This is a genomic window from Rathayibacter festucae DSM 15932, from assembly GCF_004011135.1.
GTDB classification, from domain to species: domain Bacteria; phylum Actinomycetota; class Actinomycetes; order Actinomycetales; family Microbacteriaceae; genus Rathayibacter; species Rathayibacter festucae.
In genome coordinates, this window is sequence record NZ_CP028137.1 from 891,575 (window position 1) to 906,601 (window position 15,027).

A 15,027-nucleotide genomic window follows, 5' to 3' on the forward strand; every position below is an offset into this window, starting at 1 on the left:
TCCGCCGTGCTCTCTGCCGCGACCCCGACCGGAGCCCCCATGCGCGACGACGTCCTCGACCTCCTCCGCCGCCGGCCCGACGTCGAGGCCCCCGACCTCGTCGCGGTCGACGCGAGCGACCGCCTCCTCCTCGACCTCGCCGCGGGGCACTCCCGGGTCGCCGTCATCGGCGACGCCTTCGGCGCGCTGACGCTCGCCCTCGCCGCCGACGGCGTGGCGGTCTCCTCCGCCCAGGACTCGATCGTCGCCGAGCGGGCCCTCGCCGCCAACGCCGAGGCGGTCCGCGCCGCCGGCATCGAGCTCGCGCCCTTCACGATCGCCGACTCGATCGCCGAGGCGGTCGAGGGCGCCGAGATCGTGCTGCTGCGCCTCCCGCGCTCGCTCGACGCGCTGGCCGCCGTCGCGGCCGAGGTCGCGCTCGCGAATCCCGCCGCGCAGCTCATGGCCGCCGGGCGGATCAAGCACATGTCGCTCGGCATGAACGAGGTCCTGGCCCGCCGCTACGACCGGATCGACGTCAGCCTCGCGCGGCAGAAGTCGCGGGCGCTGCTCGCGAGCGAGGCGAAGGCGGAGCAGCCCGCCGCCCCCGGAGCGGAGCGCCGCCGCCTGGCCGAGCACCGGCTCGACGTCGTCGCACTGCCCGGCGTCTTCGCCGGCGCCAAGCTCGACCTCGGCACGCGGGCGCTGCTCGCCGCGCTCGACCCGGCCGCGCTGCCCGGGGGAGTGGCGGTCGACCTCGGCTGCGGCTCCGGAGTGCTCGCCGCGTCGCTCGCGCTCGCCCGCCCGGACCTCGACGTGATCGCCACCGACAGCTCCCGCGCGGCCGTGGAGTCCGCCGGCCTGACCGCCGAGGCGAACGGCCTGGGCGACCGCATCCGACTGCTCCGCGACGACAACGCCTCCACGCTCGCCGACGGCTCGGTCGACGTGGTGCTCTGCAACCCGCCGTTCCACTCCGACGGCGCGGTGACCGACCTCGTCGCGCGCCGGATGATCGCGGCCGCCGGCCGCATCCTCCGCCCCGGCGGCGAGCTGTGGACGGTGTTCAACTCGCACCTCGCGCACCCGGCCGAGCTGCGCCGCTCCGTGGGGCCGACCAAGATCATCGAGCGCAGCGCGAAGTTCACCGTGGCGCGCAGCCGTCGCGAGGGCTGAGCGCTCACTCGAGTCGGGTTGGCCGACCGCAAGCCCCCGCCGCGCCTCCGGCTCCGACGCCCGCTGCCGGGTACCATCGCTCTCCGGCGTCCCCCTGCGCCGTTCCCTGATGCCCCGGAGGCCGTCGTGCTCGAAGTCGTCCTCGTCCTCGCCCTGATCGTCGCGGCGGGGGCGATCGTCCTGTGGCGCCGCTCCGCCGCCGCCGAGCGCCGCGCGCTCGACAGCCGGGCCGAGGAGGCTGCGCGCGCCGTCGCCCTCGAGCTGTCCGTCCGCGAGCAGGAGGCGCGGCTGCGTATCGTCGGCGAGCTCGAGCAGCTCGCCGTCCGCGCCGCGTCGAAGGTCGTGGAGGAGGCCGAGAGCGTGCGCCTCACCATCGACCGCGATCCCGCCGCCGCCTCGCGCTCCGCTGGGCGGGCCGTCAGCGCTGCGGAGGCGTCGCTCGCCCAGCTGCGCCGCATCGCGACGGTCGCCGCGGTCGATCCGCGCGAGCTCCCCGCGACCGGCGGGACGGACGCCCTGATCGAGAGCGCCCGCGAGCGCGGCCTGGTCGTGCAGGAGGAGACGTTCGGCGAGCCGTTCCCGCTGCAGGACGGCGCGGACGTCGCCGTGATGCGCGTCCTCGAGTACGCCTTCGACGAGGCCCTGGAGTCCGGCGGCACCGGCACCGAGCTGCGGATCACCTCCCGCTGGACCGCCACCGGCCTGCGCGTCGAGGTCGACGACGACCGCGAGCGCCACGCCGGCGCGGAGTCCGACGCGAGCGCTGTCGACGCGGACCTGCGCGCGCTGACCGACCGGATCGACAGCCCGGCGCTCTCGGAGCTGCGCGAGCGGGCCGGCCTGTTCGGCGGCGACGTCGTCGAGAAGCGCACGCCCGGCGTCGGGCGCAGCGTCACCGCGTCCTTCCCGACCGTGCGCCACCACAACGGCGTGCACGGCGTCGACCTGGCCTAGGCCAGGGAGCGCCGGCCCGGAATCGGAGCGGAGGCGGGGTGTCTCGGACGCTCAGTCCTCGAGGTGCTCGACGCCCGGGGTCCAGGAGACGCCGGGGACGCCCCAGCCGCGCTTGCGGGTGATCTTCGCGACGGGCTTGGCGTACTCGTGCTCGAGGCGGTCCGTGTAGAGGACGCCGTCGAGGTGGTCGAACTCGTGCTGGAAGACGCGGGCGAACCAGCCCTCCGCCTCGATCTCGAACGGCGTGCCGTCGAGGTCGACCGCGCGCAGGATCGCGCGCTCCGAGCGCCGCAGGGGGAAGCGCTCGCCGGGGAACGACAGGCAGCCCTCGGACTCGGTGTCCTCGTCGGCCTCGCCGAGCGGCGTCGGGGTGACGAACAGCTCGGGGTTGATCGCGACGCCGCGGCGGGGAGTGCCGTCGTCGGCCTCGTAGTCGTAGACGAAGAGCCGCAGCGGCACGCCGACCTGCGGTCCGGCCAGGCCGACGCCGGGCGCCGTGTCCATCGTCTCGAACATGTCCGCGACGAGCGTGCGGAGCGCGTCGTCGAACTCGGTGACGGGGGCGGCGGGGGAGTGCAGGACGGGGTCGCCGGCGATGCGGATGGGGAGGACGGCCATGGGGATCAGGGTATCGCGGGCCCTGCGGGGGGCCGTCCTGATCGTCATCCGCTGGTTAGCCGAGGTCCCCCGTGCGTCGGAGGATGCACGGATCGAATCTGGGTAGGGTCGTCCCCATGCCCACTGATCTCACTGAATTGGCGGATCAGTTCACCCTCGATCCCGCGCAGTTCATCGGCATTCCGATCGCGCTGATCGGGGCGGTCTTCCTCTCGCTCGGAGCGCAGTTCCAGCACCGCGGAGTCGTCAAGGTCGAGCGCTTCTCGAAGCGCTCCGGCTCGAGCGGACTCAGCGGCGGGCAGCTCTTCGCGCTGCTCTCGCGACCGTCGTGGGTGATCGGCACGCTGATGCTGGCGCTCGCGATCGTCTTCCAGCTCACCAGTCTCGGCTTCTCCCCGCTCATCGTCGTCCAGCCGCTGGGCGCGGTCGCGCTCGTCATCACGGCGATCGTGAACGCCCGGGTGAGCAAGGTGCGGCTGAACCCGTCCTCGATCCGGGCGATCGTCCTCTGCGTCGGCGGTGTCGGCCTGTTCGTCCTCGTCGCGGCGTTCAATGCAGTGGACAAGTCCATCCAGACCTCGCAGCTGATCACCATCCTGGTGATCCTCGCGGTCGTGCTGACGATCTTCGTGATCGCCTTCCGCGTCTTCCGCAAGAAGGCCCGCGCGATCTTCTACATCCTCGGCGCCGGCGTCGTCTACGGCTTCGTCGCCACCCTCGCGAAGGTCGTCCTCAACCGGATCAAGTTCGGCGAGTTCGACCCGCTGACCGTCGTCTGCATCGTGGCGCTCCTGGCCGCCACCGCGCTGGGCGGCTACTTCGTGCAGAACGCCTACGCCTCCGGGCCGCCGGACCTCGTCGTCGCCGGCCTGACCGTCGTCGACCCGCTGGTCGCCGTGGCGATCGGCATCATCGTCCTCGGCGAGGCGCAGTACGCGGCGCCGTGGGCGATCCCGCTCTTCATCGCGGCGGGAGTGGTCGCCATCTGGGGGGTCTTCCTCCTCGCGAAGCACCACCCGCAGGCCCGCTGAGCCGCCCGACGCGAGGCGCCGCAATCCCGGGATCCGGCGCCCTCCCCGCCTACACTGGGACCGCTTCGAGACGCCGTGCACCCGCCCGAACCCACGCCGATCGCTCCTCTCCCTCGAGCGACACGACATCGTTAGGACCCACTCCGTGTCAGATCCCCGCGACGCGTCACGCCCCGAGTCGTCGACCGGCGACTCCGCTCCGGCGGACGCCGCCCGCCGCCCGCTGACCGTCGTGATCGGCTGCGACACCTTCGCGCCGGACGTCAACGGAGCCGCCAAGTTCGCCGAGCGCCTCGCCGCCGGCCTGCAGGCGCGCGGCCACGAGGTGCACGTCGTCGCCCCGTCCGCCGACGGCTGGAGCGGCACCCGCGTCGAGGACCACGAGGGTCAGCGGATCATCGTGCACCGCCTCTTCAGCCTCCGGTGGCCCCCGCACGACTGGCTGCGCTTCGCGATGCCGTGGCGCATCCGCCAGAACAGCGCGCGGATCCTCGACGAGGTGAAGCCCGACGTCGTGCACTTCCAGTCCCACGTCATCGTCGGCCGCGGCCTCGGCCAGGAGGCGGCCAAGCGCGGCATCCGCATCATCGGCACCAATCACTTCATGCCCGAGAACATGCTCGAGTTCACGCTCCTGCCCAAGGCCGCCCAGGCGAAGGCCGTGGCGATGGCCTGGCGGGCCGCCCGCCGCACCTTCGGCCGCGCGGAGGCCGTCACGACGCCGACCCGCAAGGCCGCGCAGTTCCTCGAGAAGTACACGGGGCTGCAGGGCGTGCACGCCATCTCCTGCGGCATCGACGCCGACAACTACACGCCAGACTTCACCCCGCGCACCGCCAACCGGATCCTCTTCGTGGGGCGCGTCACCGGCGAGAAGCACATCGACGTCCTGCTCCGCGCGGTCTCTCTGCTCGACCCGTCGCTGGACGCGCAGCTCGAGATCGTCGGCGGCGGCGACCAGATGCGCAACCTCCAGCAGCTCGCCACCACCCTCGGCATCGCCGACCGCGTCCACTTCACCGGCTACGTCTCCGACGCCGAGCTGAAGCAGGCGTACAGCCGGGCGACCGTCTTCGCGATGCCCTCCATCGCCGAGCTGCAGAGCATCGCCACCATGGAGGCGATGGCGTCGGCCCTGCCCGTGGTCGCCGCCGACGCGATGGCCCTCCCGCACCTCGTCCACGAGGGCGAGAACGGCCACCTCTTCGAGCCCGGCAGCGCGCAGGCCCTCGCCGACGGCCTCACCGACGTCCTGACGGCCGACCCCGAGCGCCTCGAGGCCCTCAAGCGCAGCTCGCTCCGCATCGTCGCCGCACACGACATCAACCGCACGATCAGCACTTTCGAGAGCCTGTATCGTGGGGAGCCGGTGGCCGATCCGGCCGCCGACGCAGCGTCCGCTCCGGCAGGCCGAGCCGCCTCCTGACGGCCCGCCCCGCTCGCCTCGGGCGCCGCGGGGCGTTAGCTCAGCCGGTCAGAGCAGCGGACTCATAATCCGTCGGTCACGGGTTCAAGTCCCGTACGCCCTACTTCCGTCCCGACGCGGTGGCGCCGCCGGTCCGCGCCCCGACTCCGCAGAAGTTGTCGTACTCGCGCGCTGAGTACGACGACTTCTGCGCACTCGACGCGACCTCGCCGTCGGTCCCCGTCGCGCGTGCGCGAAAGTTGTCGTACTCGGGCGTCGCGTACGACGACTTCTGCGGAGCGGGCGGAGTGGCGGCCGGTCAGGCGTCCGGGCGGGACTTCTTGAGGCGGGACTTCGCGGCGCGCTCGGTGAGGACGGACAGGTAGTCCTGGACCGGGCGGTCGGCGAGGGAGTCGAGCTCCTTCTGGACGGCCGACTCCACCTCGGCGGCGGAGCGGTCGGGGAAGCGGGTGCGCAGGCGCGCGGACACTTCGGAGACGATCTGGTCGAGGTTCACTTCAGCGGTCACGGGCGGATCTTCCTCCCCGTTGGTTAACGGATGGTGTTCCGCCGGCGTCGACCGCGTCGGCGCTAGCACGTCCGCCGCCCGGAAGCCCGTAGTGGCCGCTCTCCGCACGACGTGGTTCGCTGTTCTCGTGCCTGACCTCCCGATGTTCCCGCTCGGCTCCGTGCTGCTGCCGCACATGCCGCTCCCGCTCCGGCTGTTCGAGCCGCGGTATCTGCGGATGCTCGGCGACGTGCTCGAGGACGACACGCTCTCGTTCGGCGTCGTGCTCATCGAGCGCGGGCAGGAGGTCGGCGGCGGCGACCAGCGCTTCCCGATCGGCACGGTCGCGCGCATCCTGAACATCGACGGCGCCGAGTCGTTCGTCACCATCGACAGCGTCGGCGAGAACCGCTTCGAGGTCGTCCGCTGGTACGACGACGATCCGTACCCGAAGGCCGAGGTGCGTCCCGTCGCGCCGCTGGAGTGGGCGCCCGAGCACGAGGAGCTGCTGCGCTCCGCCGAGTCCGCGGTGCGGACGGCGCTGGCGGTTGCGAGCGAGTTCGTCGAGCAGCGCTACGGCGCCGTCGTCGAGCTGGCCGAGGACCCGGCCGCGCACGCCTGGCAGCTCGCTGGAGTCGCTCCGGTGACCGAGCTCGACCGGCTCGCATTCCTGCGCAGCACCTCGATGGTGGAGCTGCTCGAGTCCGTGCGCGAGCGCTCCTCCGAGGCGACCGAGTCGTTCCGGGCCGGCTGGGCCTGATCGTCCCCTCGTGCTGACCGGCGTCATCCGCTGATCCGGTGACTCGCGCCGACCGCGAGAGCCCGCCTCACTCCTCGAGCGCGACTCCGCGCTCGGCCGCGAGCTTCGCCAGGTCGTCGACGACGACGAGTGCCATCCGCACCGAGCGGTCTCGCTGGTACTCCTCGTCGTCCGCGTCGATCAGCGGCGCGCGGTCGAGGGTCTCCTCGATCGACTGCGACAGCTCCCGCCAGGCGTCCTGCCGAGCGTCGTCGACGAGCGAGGCCAGGTACTGCTCGTCCCGCGCGCGGTGGCGCAGGGAGTCGGCGACCGCGAGCGAGAGCCGCTCGCGGTGGTCGAGGTTGTCGATGTCGGCGGAGCGGTAGTCGTGCACGTGGTCGGAGCGGCCGCCGACCAGGGTCGCGTCCGCGGCGATGGCGCGCAGGCGCTCGGCCGCCGCCTCCGACTCGTCGGCGAGCTTCTCCAGCTCGGCGGCGGCGATGACGGAGTAGTGCCGGACGTCGAAGGGGACGCCCTCGGCCAGGCCGTCCATCAGCACGCGGTTCTTCACGGCCATCCGGCTCGCGTACTGGGCGAGCAGCAGACCCTCCTCCGCGGCCTCCTCGACCGAGACGGGCTCGCGCGACGGGTTCTCGTCCGGGTCGTACGGCTCCATCTTGAACCTGCGTCGACGGCGGAACCACACGCGCGTCACCTGCACCCTCGGTTCGAGCGCCCCGCCCGCCGGAGCACCTCTTCGAGAGTACCGGTCGGGCGGGCGCGATGGTCGGCCGGTCAGGCGTCCCGCCAGTCGTCCTGCAGCAGGTGCGAGCCGGCCTGCGGCCCCATCTGCAGCATGCCGCCGTCGACGGCGTAGGACGCTCCGGTGATGTAGGCGCCCGCGGGTGAGGCGAGGAGGGCGATCACGGCCGCGATCTCGCGCGCGTCGCCGGGGCGGCCGAGCGGGATGCCCGGGCGGTCGATGCCGTGCGGATCCACGTCCTCCGCGTCGTTCATCGGGGTCGCGATCTCACCCGGTGCCACCGCATTGGCGGTGATGCCGTAGCGGCCGAGCTCGAGGGCGGCGACCTTCAGCAGTCCGCCGAGTCCGTGCTTGGCGGCGACGTAGGCGCTCGCGCCGACGCGGGGCTGGTGCTCGTGCACGCTGGTGACGCCGATGAGGCGGCCGCCGGTGCCCTGCTCGACCATGATGCGGGCGGCGCGCTGGAGGCCGACGAACGCTCCGTCGAGGTTCAGCGCGATGACCTCGCGCCAGCTCGTCAGGCTCTGCTCGAGGAAGGGCTCGCCGCCGCCCCCGCCCGCGTTGTTGACGAAGACGTCGAGTCCGCCGAGGCGGCGAGCCAGGTCCTCGACCACGTCGCCGACCCGGTCGAGCTCGGTCGCGTCGAGGCGGGCGACCTCGGCGCGGCGGCCGTGCGAGCGCACCTCGTCCGCGGTCTCAAGGGCGCCCTGCTCGTCGCTGTGCCAGGTGATGCCGACGTCCATGCCGGCCTCCGCGAGGGCGACGGCGGCGGCTCGGCCGATGCCGGAGTCCGAGGCCGTGACGACGGCGCGGGTGGGGCGGAAGTCGCGGGGTCCCTGGGTCATGACGTCTCCTGTTCCGAGGCGCGGCGCGCCTCCTCGATCCCGATCCCAGCACCGGCGTCGCCCGGCCGGCAGACGCTTGACACGCCGACCGCCGCGGTCGCGGGCGTGGCGGATGTCCGGGCGGGGGCCCGGATCGAGTTGACTGTCCTGATGGACTCCCGACGCATCTCCGTCGTCGTCCCCGTCAAGGACGACGCCCGGCACCTCGAGCGGCTGCTCGCCCTCCTGGCCGAGCAGACCCTCGCCCCCTTCGAGATCGTCGTCGTCGACGACGGCAGCACCGACGACAGCGCGGACATCGCCCGCGCGGCGGGCGCCCGGGTGATCGTGCACGGCGGGACCGGCATCCCGGCCAGCACGGCGCACGGCTTCGACGAGGCGGAGGGCGACGTGCTCGCCCGGCTGGACGCCGACTCGCAGCCCGACCGGCACTGGCTCGCGCGGATCGCCGCGCACTTCGCCGACCCGGACGTCGGCGCGGTGACCGGCCCCGGCCGGTTCGTCGAGCTCGGCCCGGTCGCGCGGACCCTCGCCCGGATCGTCTACATGGACGCGTACTTCGTGCTGATGGGCTCCGCGCTGGCCAACTGGCCGCTCTTCGGCTCGAACTGCGCCGTCCGCCGCTCGGCCTGGCAGGAGATCGCGGGGGAGATGCACCGCGACGATCCCTACGTGCACGACGACGTCGAGATCAGCGTGCATCTGGGGCTGCGCCACCGGATCGTCTACGACCGCCACCTGGAGGTCGGCATCTCGGCGCGACCGTTCGGCGCCGCGGCCGACATGGTGCGGCGCCTCGACCGCGCCCTGCACACGCTGCGCCGGCACCCCGGGCTCGGCGACCCGGTGCAGCGCTGGATCCACCGCACGCGGCGCCGGCACGTCGAGCGGCTGAGAGCCCTCTCCGCCGCCCGCCGCGCTCCGCGCTAGGACTCCGCGGGGGTCGCGGCCGGAGCCTCGGCCGGTCGCGGGTCGTCCTTCGGCATCGCGCGGACGGCGAAGAGCATGCCGACGGCGAGCACCGTCAGCGCGATGCAGACGAAGCGGGTGCCGTTCGCGAGGCCCTCGGGCGTCGGATCGCCGCCACCGGCCTGGGCGTTGACGATCGCGCCGAACACCGCGACGGCGATCGCGCTGCCGATGTTCCGGGCGAAGAAGTTCGTCGAGGACACGACGCCGCGCTCGTTCCACTCGACGCTCGCCTGCGCGCGGATGAGGGTCGGCGTGGCGACCAGGCCCATCCCGGCGCCGATCAGCACGCAGAAGCCCGCGATCTCCCACAGGCTCGACGAGGCGCCGAGGAGGATCGTCAGCCCGGTGCCGACGGTGACCAGCGCCGCGCCGAGGAAGGCCGTGCGGCGGAAGCCGATCCGCAGGTAGAGCCTGCCGGAGAGGCTCGCCGCGACCGGCCAGCCGATCGTCATCGCGGCGACCGCGAAGCCGGCGCCGAGGGCGGAGCTGCCGAGGACGCCCTGCGCGAAGGTCGGGAAGTAGGAGGTGACGCCGAGCGTGATCGCGCCGACCGTCACCGAGACGAGACTCGTCGAGAGCAGCACCCGCCGCGTGAGCACCCAGAGCGGCAGCACCGGGGCGACCGCCCGGCGCTCGATGGCGACGAAGCCGGCGAAGGCGAGCGCCGCGACGACGAAGACGCCGACGCCCGCGGGCGAGAGCCAGGGCCAGGCGTTGCCGCCCTCGAGCAGGCCGAGGATCAGCAGCGCCGTGCCGAGGGCGAGCACCGACGCGCCGGCGAGGTCGAGCGGAGTGCGCTCGCCGCGGGTGGTCTCGCGGAAGCTGCGGATCAGCAGGAAGGCCGCGAGCAGGCAGAGCGGGATGTTGACCAGGAAGATCCAGCGCCAGGCGCCCAGGTCCGAGAGCACGCCGCCGAGAGTGGGGCCGACGACCGAGGAGATGCCCCAGACGCTGGCGAGGTAGCCCTGGGTCTTCGCCCGCTCGGCGACCGTGTAGATGTCGCCGGCGATGGTGATGCCCATCGGCTGGATGGCCCCGGCGCCGAGGCCCTGCAGGGCGCGGAAGGCGATAAGCGCGGGCATGCTCCAGGCCAGGCCGCAGAGCAGCGAGCCGACGAGGAAGAGGCCGATCCCGATCAGCATGATGGGCTTCCGCCCGATCACGTCGGAGAGCTTGCCGTAGAGGGGGACGGAGACCGCCTGGGCGAGGAGATAGATGGAGAACAGCCAGGGGAACTGCTCGAAGCCGCCGAGGTCCGCGACGATCGAGGGCACCGCGGTCGAGAGGATGGTCGCGTCGAGGGCGACCAGTGCGGTCGAGATCATCAGCGCCAGGAGGATCGGACCGCGCTCGGAGCGCAGTCCGACGCTCGCGCGCGTGGGGGAGTCGGTCATTCCGCTCACGCTATTGCAGAGCCGGGCGATGGAACGGGGGCTCGACGCACTCGGTAGACTGGCCCTATGGAACTCGTGCTCTGGCTCGTCGTAGCCGCCATCGCCGGTGTCGGCCTCGTCTCCGGAGTCGCGGCTCTGGTCGCCATGACGAAGGCGCCCTGGTCCGACAGCAAGTAGCGGTCCGACAGCAAGGAGAGGGGTCCGGGGTCGCACCCGCCCGCCCTCACTCGTAGCACCGCACCACGCTCCAGCACGGATCCGTCGAGGCGACGACGTCGAGCACGAACGCTCCGCCCGTCTCGAGATCGGTCGCCTGGAAGCGCCAGCCGCCGATGCTGACCGGCACGCCGCCGAACGTCGGCGGGAAGCCGTCGAGCGGCGCCCACCAGTCGCTGGTGCGCGTCCAGACCGTCGGCCGGTCGCTCACCCGATAGCTGGCGCCGCGCCATTCGAGCGCGACGGGCACTCCGTCGCCGTCGGTCGCGACCATCGCCGTCTCGTCGATCACCGCCATCGTGGGTGCTCCCGCCTGCTCCTCTCGACCCGCCGGACTCGACTGGCCGTTCGAACATGTGTTCGATAGTCTGCGAGTGTACGCCGCGGCGCCCGTGCTCGCCACGGCAGCGGATCGACCGGGCAGGAGGCGAGATGATCGAGTGGAGTCCCCTCCAGATGCTGCGCAGCAGCGGGCCCGACGAGTGGGTCATGGTGGACGCGATGCGGACCGGGCGGATCGGGCTGATCCGCAGAATCGAGACGGGGCCCTACCGCGAGAGCTGGTTCCGGGCGGTCACCTGGGCCGCGGAGCCGGGCAAGCGGACGCTGGTGGGCTACTCGCGGTCGATGGAGACCATCGCGGCCACGCTGTGGGCACATCAGCCGCTGACCGCGCAGGAGAAGCCGTTCCCGGGCTACCCGGCGTCGAGGCCGGCCGGGGCGCCCGCGCCGTGAGTCCGGCGGCCGAGGCCGTCGTCCGAGCTCGCGCCGCCGCGGTGGAGAATGGCCGGATGCTCCTCGCGCTCACCGGTGGCCCCACGGGGGAGTGGCGGGCTGTCGTCGCGGACGGCTCGGGGGCCGAGGTGGGCGGCGGGCGCGGTCCGGTCGAGCTGGCCGCCTTCGTCCGGAAGCGGGAGGCGGAGCGTCCGCGCTGGGTCTGGGACGACACCGCCCGCTGGTACCCGGCGCTCCTGGCCGAGGGCGTGCACATCGCGCGCTGCCACGATCTCCGCCTCGCCCGGGCGATCCTCCGCCGTTCGGAGCAGACGGCGCGCTCGCCGCTCGCCCGCTCGGCTCCCGACGCCTGGGACGCCGGGGCCGCCGCCCCGGTCGCCGGCGACACGCTGCTCGGCTTCGAGGAGGCGCCCGCGGAGACGGACGAGCTGGACCCGCTGGTCGAGCTCGCCCGGCAGGAGGAGGCGCTGGCGGCGGCCGCGCAGGGCGGGCGCCTGCGGCTCCTGCTCGCCGCGGAGTCGGTCGGCGCGCTGATCGCCCGCGAGATCGCCGCGGCCGGGCTGCCGTGGCGCGCCGACGTCCACGACCGCGTCCTCACCGACCTGCTCGGCCCGCGTCCGCGCTTCGGCGGTCGGCCGGCCCGCCTCGAGGCCCTGGCCGACGACATCCGCCGCGAGCTGGACGCGCCCGAGCTGAACCCCGACTCGCCGGCGGACCTCCTGCGCGCGCTCCGCCGCGCCGGACTCGCGGTCGAGTCGACCCGCTCCTGGGAGCTGACCTCGATCGAGCATCCGGTGATCCCGCCGCTGCTGGAGTACAAGAAGCTCTCGCGCCTGCTGACCGCCAACGGCTGGGCCTGGCTCGACGCCTGGGTGCACGACGGGCGCTTCCGGCCCGAGTACGTCGTCGGCGGCGTCGTCACCGGCCGCTGGGCGACGTCGGGCGGGGGAGCGCTGCAGCTGCCGCGGCAGATCCGCGCCGCAGTGACCGCCGACGCGGGCTGGAAGCTGGTGGTCGCCGATGCGGCACAGCTGGAGCCGCGCATCCTCGCCGCGCTGGCGGGCGACTCCGTGATGGCCGCCGCGGGTCGGGGCAAGGACCTCTACCAGGGCATCGTCGACGCGGGAGTCGTCCCGGACCGACCGCGGGCCAAGGTGGCGATGCTCGGCGCGATGTACGGGGCGACCAGCGGCGAGGCCGGGCGGCTGCTCCCGCGACTCACGCGCGCGTACCCGCTCTCCGTCGCGCACGTCGAGGCGGCCGCCCGCGCCGGCGAGCGGGGCGAGCGGGTGTCGACGCGGCTCGGGCGCAGCTCACCGCCCGGCGACGTCGACGCCGGTGGTCAGCGCGCCCGCGACTGGGGGCGCTTCACCCGCAACTTCGTCGTGCAGGGCACGGCTGCCGAGTGGGCGCTCTGCTGGATGGGCGAGCTCCGAGCCCGGCTGCGCGCGGAGGGCGCGCTCGCGCACCTCGTGTACTTCCTGCACGACGAGGTGATCGTGCACGCGCCCGCGGAGGAGGCGGAGCGGGTCGCCGCGGTCGTGCGCGAGGCCGCGGTGCGCGCGGGGCGGGCGCTGTTCGGCGATCAGGACATCGACTTCCCGGTCACCGTCGCGATCGTCGACGCCTACGACGAGGCGAAGTGAGGCGACTGCCCGATCGAGGCTGCGGTGCGGTGGTTCAGTACCAGTGCGGCGAGCGGTTGTTCCAGGCCGACCAGGCCGCGCACGGCGAGCCGTAGCGGTCGGAGATGTAGGCCAGACCCCAGTCGATCTGGGTCGCGGCGTTGGTCTGGTAGTCCGCGCCGTAGGTCGCCATCTTGCTCGCCGGCAGCGCCTGCGGGATGCCGTAGGCGCCCGAGGAGCGGTTCAGCGCGTTCCAGCGCCAGCCCGACTCGCCGTTCCAGAGCGGGATGAGGCAGCTGTCGGCCTGGTCCTGGCCCCAGCCGTGCACACCCATGACGGAGCGCGCGTAGTTCTGCGCCTGCGCCGGCGACATGCCGTCGGTCCGGCCGGCGTAGGTGCCGAGCGCGGCGATGGTCTTCGCGCTGCTGTCCTTGCCGGATGCGTCGTCGTTGCCGAGCTCGACCGGGCCGCCGCCTCCGCCTGTCGACGGGGCCGCGGGCGCAGCCGGTGCGGGGGCGGAGGGTGCGGATGGCGCCTTCGCGGCCTGCTGACGCCGGGCCTCCGCCTCGGCGGCGAGGCGGGAGAGGCGCTCCTGCTCCTCGAACGCGGCCTTCGCCTCCTGACCGGTGGCGAACTCCTCCTCGAGCGCGGCCGTGGTGTTCTTGAGCGAGGCGAGCTGCTCGTAGAGCCCGGCGCTGTACTGCTCCTGGTCGGCGACCTTCGCGTCGGCCTCGGACTGCGCGGCCTGCGCCGTCGCGAGCGCGTCCTGCGCGGCGCTGACGAGGGAGAGCCGCTCCGTGCGCGCCTGCTCCGCCTGGTCGGCGAGGGAGGCGGCGGCGTTCTCGGTCGACTCGGCGTCGCTCTGGAGACGGCTGGTCTGCAGGGTGAGCTGGCTCATGGTGCCGAGACGGTAGAGCAGCTTGTCGGACTGATCGCCGCCGACCAGGAGGTTCAGCGTGGCGTCGGTTCCGCCGTTGCGGTACAGCTGGGCGGCGAGCCGGCCGGCCTGCTCCTTCGCGGCGTCCGCGTCGGCACGGGCGGCGGCGGCGCGCTCCTCGAGGGCGGTCACCCGCTGGGTGGCCTCGTCGAGCGCGCTCTGAGCGGCGTCGGCCTCGGACGCGCGGGAGATGGCGGCGTCGGTGAGGGCGGCGGCCTGATCGCGCAGGTCGGCGAGGATCGCGGTGATGCGGTCGACCTCGGCGGCGGTCGCGGTCTCGCTCGACTTCGCGGCCTCGACGTCCGACCAGGACGGGTAGTCGGCCGGGTCGTAGGCGGAGGCCGCCATCGGTGCGGCCAGGGCGGCGCAGAGGACGAGGACCGTGCCCGCTCCGGCTGCGACGAGCCGTCGGCGCGCGGAGGTGGACACGCGGAGGCCGAGAGGCGAACGGATCATAGGCCCCACCCTAGGCGACGGCGCCCGCGCCTGTCTCGTGCCGGTCGTTCTGTGCGCTCATCGGCTCCTCGGTCGCGGCGTCGTCCCGCGCCGCCGCCTTGCGTCCGCGCCGCGGGCGCTCGAGGGCGTACCCGCGGACGGCCGCTCCGTCCACGGCTCCGACGAGCTCCTCCCGGGCGGCGTCGAGGAGCCGGTGCAGCGCGTCGTCGCGCACCTGCACGGCGCGCGCGGCGAGGCGGCGCTGCGGGTGCTCGTCCAGCGCCTCCTGCTCCTCGGGGAGCGTGCTCGCGTAGGCGTCGAGGACCGCGTCGAGGTCGGCGTCGGAGAGGCTCGAGGCGAGGAGGATGCGATCGAGCACGTCGTCCCAGTCCTCCTCGGCGGAGGCGCCCTCGCCGCTCAGCCAGGCGAGCGCCTCGGCCCGGCCCTCGTCGGTGAGCGCGTGCAGGGGGAGTCCGTCCTCCGTCGATCCCGCCGCCGCGACGAGGCCGCGCTCGCGCAGCCGGTCGAGTGTGGAGTAGATCTGCCCGACGTTGACCCGTCGGCGGTGGGCCGCCCGATCGAGCAGCTCGGCGTGCAGCTGCAGCCCGTAGGCGGGACCGAGGGTGAGAAGAGCGAGCAGACCGTCGCGGACCGACACGGGGCTCCTCTCGAGCGGGTCGCGGGCCCGGAGCCGG

The 15,027-nt window shown here is 73.6% G+C and carries 16 protein-coding genes and 1 tRNA gene; 9 read left to right on the forward strand and 8 right to left on the reverse strand.

Annotated elements, in window-relative coordinates:
• Positions 1-39 precede the first annotated feature (39 nt).
• Both C1I64_RS04150 and C1I64_RS04155 read left to right on the forward strand, forming a co-directional pair.
• Complete coding sequence (locus C1I64_RS04150; protein WP_127886295.1) at positions 40-1,155, forward strand: class I SAM-dependent methyltransferase; 1,116 nt, start codon at positions 40-42, stop codon at positions 1,153-1,155.
• Positions 1,156-1,281: 126 nt separating this feature from the next.
• The gene (locus tag C1I64_RS04155; RefSeq protein ID WP_123445645.1) at positions 1,282-2,109 is read left to right on the forward strand and encodes a sensor histidine kinase; all 828 of its coding nucleotides are present in this window, start codon (positions 1,282-1,284) and stop codon (positions 2,107-2,109) included.
• Between the two features lie 51 nt (positions 2,110-2,160).
• Here the strand turns inward: C1I64_RS04155 and def are convergent, their stop codons facing one another.
• Positions 2,161-2,727 carry a peptide deformylase gene (def, locus tag C1I64_RS04160; RefSeq protein WP_127886296.1) on the reverse strand — a complete coding sequence of 189 codons (567 nt, stop codon included), beginning with the start codon at positions 2,725-2,727 and terminating at the stop codon, positions 2,161-2,163.
• A gap of 116 nt (positions 2,728-2,843) precedes the next feature.
• On the opposite strand from def, the gene C1I64_RS04165 reads away from it, so the two are divergent.
• The 3 genes from C1I64_RS04165 (at position 2,844) to C1I64_RS04175 (ending at position 5,287) form a co-directional block, all read left to right on the forward strand.
• Positions 2,844-3,758 (forward strand): DMT family transporter, encoded by a 915-nt coding sequence (locus C1I64_RS04165; RefSeq protein WP_123703142.1) that lies wholly within the window; start codon positions 2,844-2,846, stop codon positions 3,756-3,758.
• Between the two features lie 145 nt (positions 3,759-3,903).
• Positions 3,904-5,184, forward strand: a complete 1,281-nt coding sequence (locus tag C1I64_RS04170; RefSeq protein WP_374206629.1) for a glycosyltransferase — start codon at positions 3,904-3,906, stop codon at positions 5,182-5,184.
• 29 nt (positions 5,185-5,213) lie between these two features.
• A tRNA-Ile gene (locus C1I64_RS04175) sits at positions 5,214-5,287 on the forward strand.
• Between the two features lie 195 nt (positions 5,288-5,482).
• Here C1I64_RS04175 and C1I64_RS04180 read toward each other — a convergent pair.
• Positions 5,483-5,692: a three-helix bundle dimerization domain-containing protein gene (locus C1I64_RS04180; RefSeq protein ID WP_127886297.1), complete on the reverse strand. Its 210-nt coding sequence runs from the start codon at positions 5,690-5,692 to the stop codon at positions 5,483-5,485.
• 127 nt (positions 5,693-5,819) lie between these two features.
• Here C1I64_RS04180 and C1I64_RS04185 point away from each other — a divergent pair, with 127 nt between their 5' ends.
• Positions 5,820-6,431, forward strand: coding sequence for an LON peptidase substrate-binding domain-containing protein (locus C1I64_RS04185; RefSeq protein ID WP_243732802.1), 612 nt, complete (start codon positions 5,820-5,822; stop codon positions 6,429-6,431).
• A 67-nt stretch (positions 6,432-6,498) separates the two neighbouring features.
• On the opposite strand, the gene C1I64_RS04190 is transcribed toward C1I64_RS04185, so the two are convergent.
• Positions 6,499-7,086: a hypothetical protein gene (locus C1I64_RS04190; RefSeq protein ID WP_123445650.1), complete on the reverse strand. Its 588-nt coding sequence runs from the start codon at positions 7,084-7,086 to the stop codon at positions 6,499-6,501.
• A 119-nt stretch (positions 7,087-7,205) separates the two neighbouring features.
• Positions 7,206-8,018, reverse strand: coding sequence for an SDR family oxidoreductase (locus C1I64_RS04195; protein ID WP_127886298.1), 813 nt, complete (start codon positions 8,016-8,018; stop codon positions 7,206-7,208).
• 150 nt (positions 8,019-8,168) lie between these two features.
• Here C1I64_RS04195 and C1I64_RS04200 point away from each other — a divergent pair, with 150 nt between their 5' ends.
• Positions 8,169-8,948, forward strand: a complete 780-nt coding sequence (locus tag C1I64_RS04200; protein WP_127886299.1) for a glycosyltransferase family 2 protein — start codon at positions 8,169-8,171, stop codon at positions 8,946-8,948.
• On the opposite strand, the gene C1I64_RS04205 is transcribed toward C1I64_RS04200, so the two are convergent.
• On the reverse strand, positions 8,945-10,384 hold the full coding sequence (locus C1I64_RS04205) for an MDR family MFS transporter (protein WP_127886300.1): 1,440 nt from the start codon (positions 10,382-10,384) through the stop codon (positions 8,945-8,947). The genes C1I64_RS04200 and C1I64_RS04205 overlap by 4 nt on opposite strands.
• 223 nt (positions 10,385-10,607) lie before the next feature.
• A complete protein-coding gene (locus C1I64_RS04210; RefSeq protein WP_123445654.1) occupies positions 10,608-10,898 on the reverse strand; it encodes a hypothetical protein in 291 nt (96 codons plus the stop codon).
• A gap of 134 nt (positions 10,899-11,032) precedes the next feature.
• Here C1I64_RS04210 and C1I64_RS04215 point away from each other — a divergent pair, with 134 nt between their 5' ends.
• Positions 11,033-11,335: a hypothetical protein gene (locus C1I64_RS04215; protein ID WP_123445655.1), complete on the forward strand. Its 303-nt coding sequence runs from the start codon at positions 11,033-11,035 to the stop codon at positions 11,333-11,335.
• Between the two features lie 56 nt (positions 11,336-11,391).
• Positions 11,392-12,981: a bifunctional 3'-5' exonuclease/DNA polymerase gene (locus C1I64_RS04220; RefSeq protein ID WP_127886301.1), complete on the forward strand. Its 1,590-nt coding sequence runs from the start codon at positions 11,392-11,394 to the stop codon at positions 12,979-12,981.
• Between the two features lie 34 nt (positions 12,982-13,015).
• Here C1I64_RS04220 and C1I64_RS04225 read toward each other — a convergent pair whose 3' ends face one another.
• Positions 13,016-14,353, reverse strand: a complete 1,338-nt coding sequence (locus C1I64_RS04225; protein ID WP_127886302.1) for a coiled-coil domain-containing protein — start codon at positions 14,351-14,353, stop codon at positions 13,016-13,018.
• A 10-nt stretch (positions 14,354-14,363) separates the two neighbouring features.
• A complete protein-coding gene (locus tag C1I64_RS19960) occupies positions 14,364-14,990 on the reverse strand; it encodes a PadR family transcriptional regulator (RefSeq protein WP_159423057.1) in 627 nt (208 codons plus the stop codon).
• Positions 14,991-15,027 lie beyond the last annotated feature (37 nt).

Bases quoted from the DNA above. Each gene is read 5' to 3' on its own strand.
- C1I64_RS04210 (WP_123445654.1), bottom strand. From the start codon at position 10,898: ATGGCGGTGATCGACGAGACGGCGATGGTCGCGACCGACGGCGACGGA.
- C1I64_RS04165 (WP_123703142.1), top strand. From the start codon at position 2,844: ATGCCCACTGATCTCACTGAATTGGCGGATCAGTTCACCCTCGATCCC.
- C1I64_RS04215 (WP_123445655.1), top strand. From the start codon at position 11,033: ATGATCGAGTGGAGTCCCCTCCAGATGCTGCGCAGCAGCGGGCCCGAC.
- C1I64_RS04190 (WP_123445650.1), bottom strand. From the start codon at position 7,086: ATGGAGCCGTACGACCCGGACGAGAACCCGTCGCGCGAGCCCGTCTCG.
- C1I64_RS04200 (WP_127886299.1), top strand. From the start codon at position 8,169: ATGGACTCCCGACGCATCTCCGTCGTCGTCCCCGTCAAGGACGACGCC.
- C1I64_RS04205 (WP_127886300.1), bottom strand. From the start codon at position 10,384: ATGACCGACTCCCCCACGCGCGCGAGCGTCGGACTGCGCTCCGAGCGC.
- C1I64_RS04150 (WP_127886295.1), top strand. From the start codon at position 40: ATGCGCGACGACGTCCTCGACCTCCTCCGCCGCCGGCCCGACGTCGAG.
- def (WP_127886296.1), bottom strand. From the start codon at position 2,727: ATGGCCGTCCTCCCCATCCGCATCGCCGGCGACCCCGTCCTGCACTCC.
- C1I64_RS04220 (WP_127886301.1), top strand. From the start codon at position 11,392: ATGCTCCTCGCGCTCACCGGTGGCCCCACGGGGGAGTGGCGGGCTGTC.
- C1I64_RS04225 (WP_127886302.1), bottom strand. From the start codon at position 14,353: ATGATCCGTTCGCCTCTCGGCCTCCGCGTGTCCACCTCCGCGCGCCGA.
- C1I64_RS04195 (WP_127886298.1), bottom strand. From the start codon at position 8,018: ATGACCCAGGGACCCCGCGACTTCCGCCCCACCCGCGCCGTCGTCACG.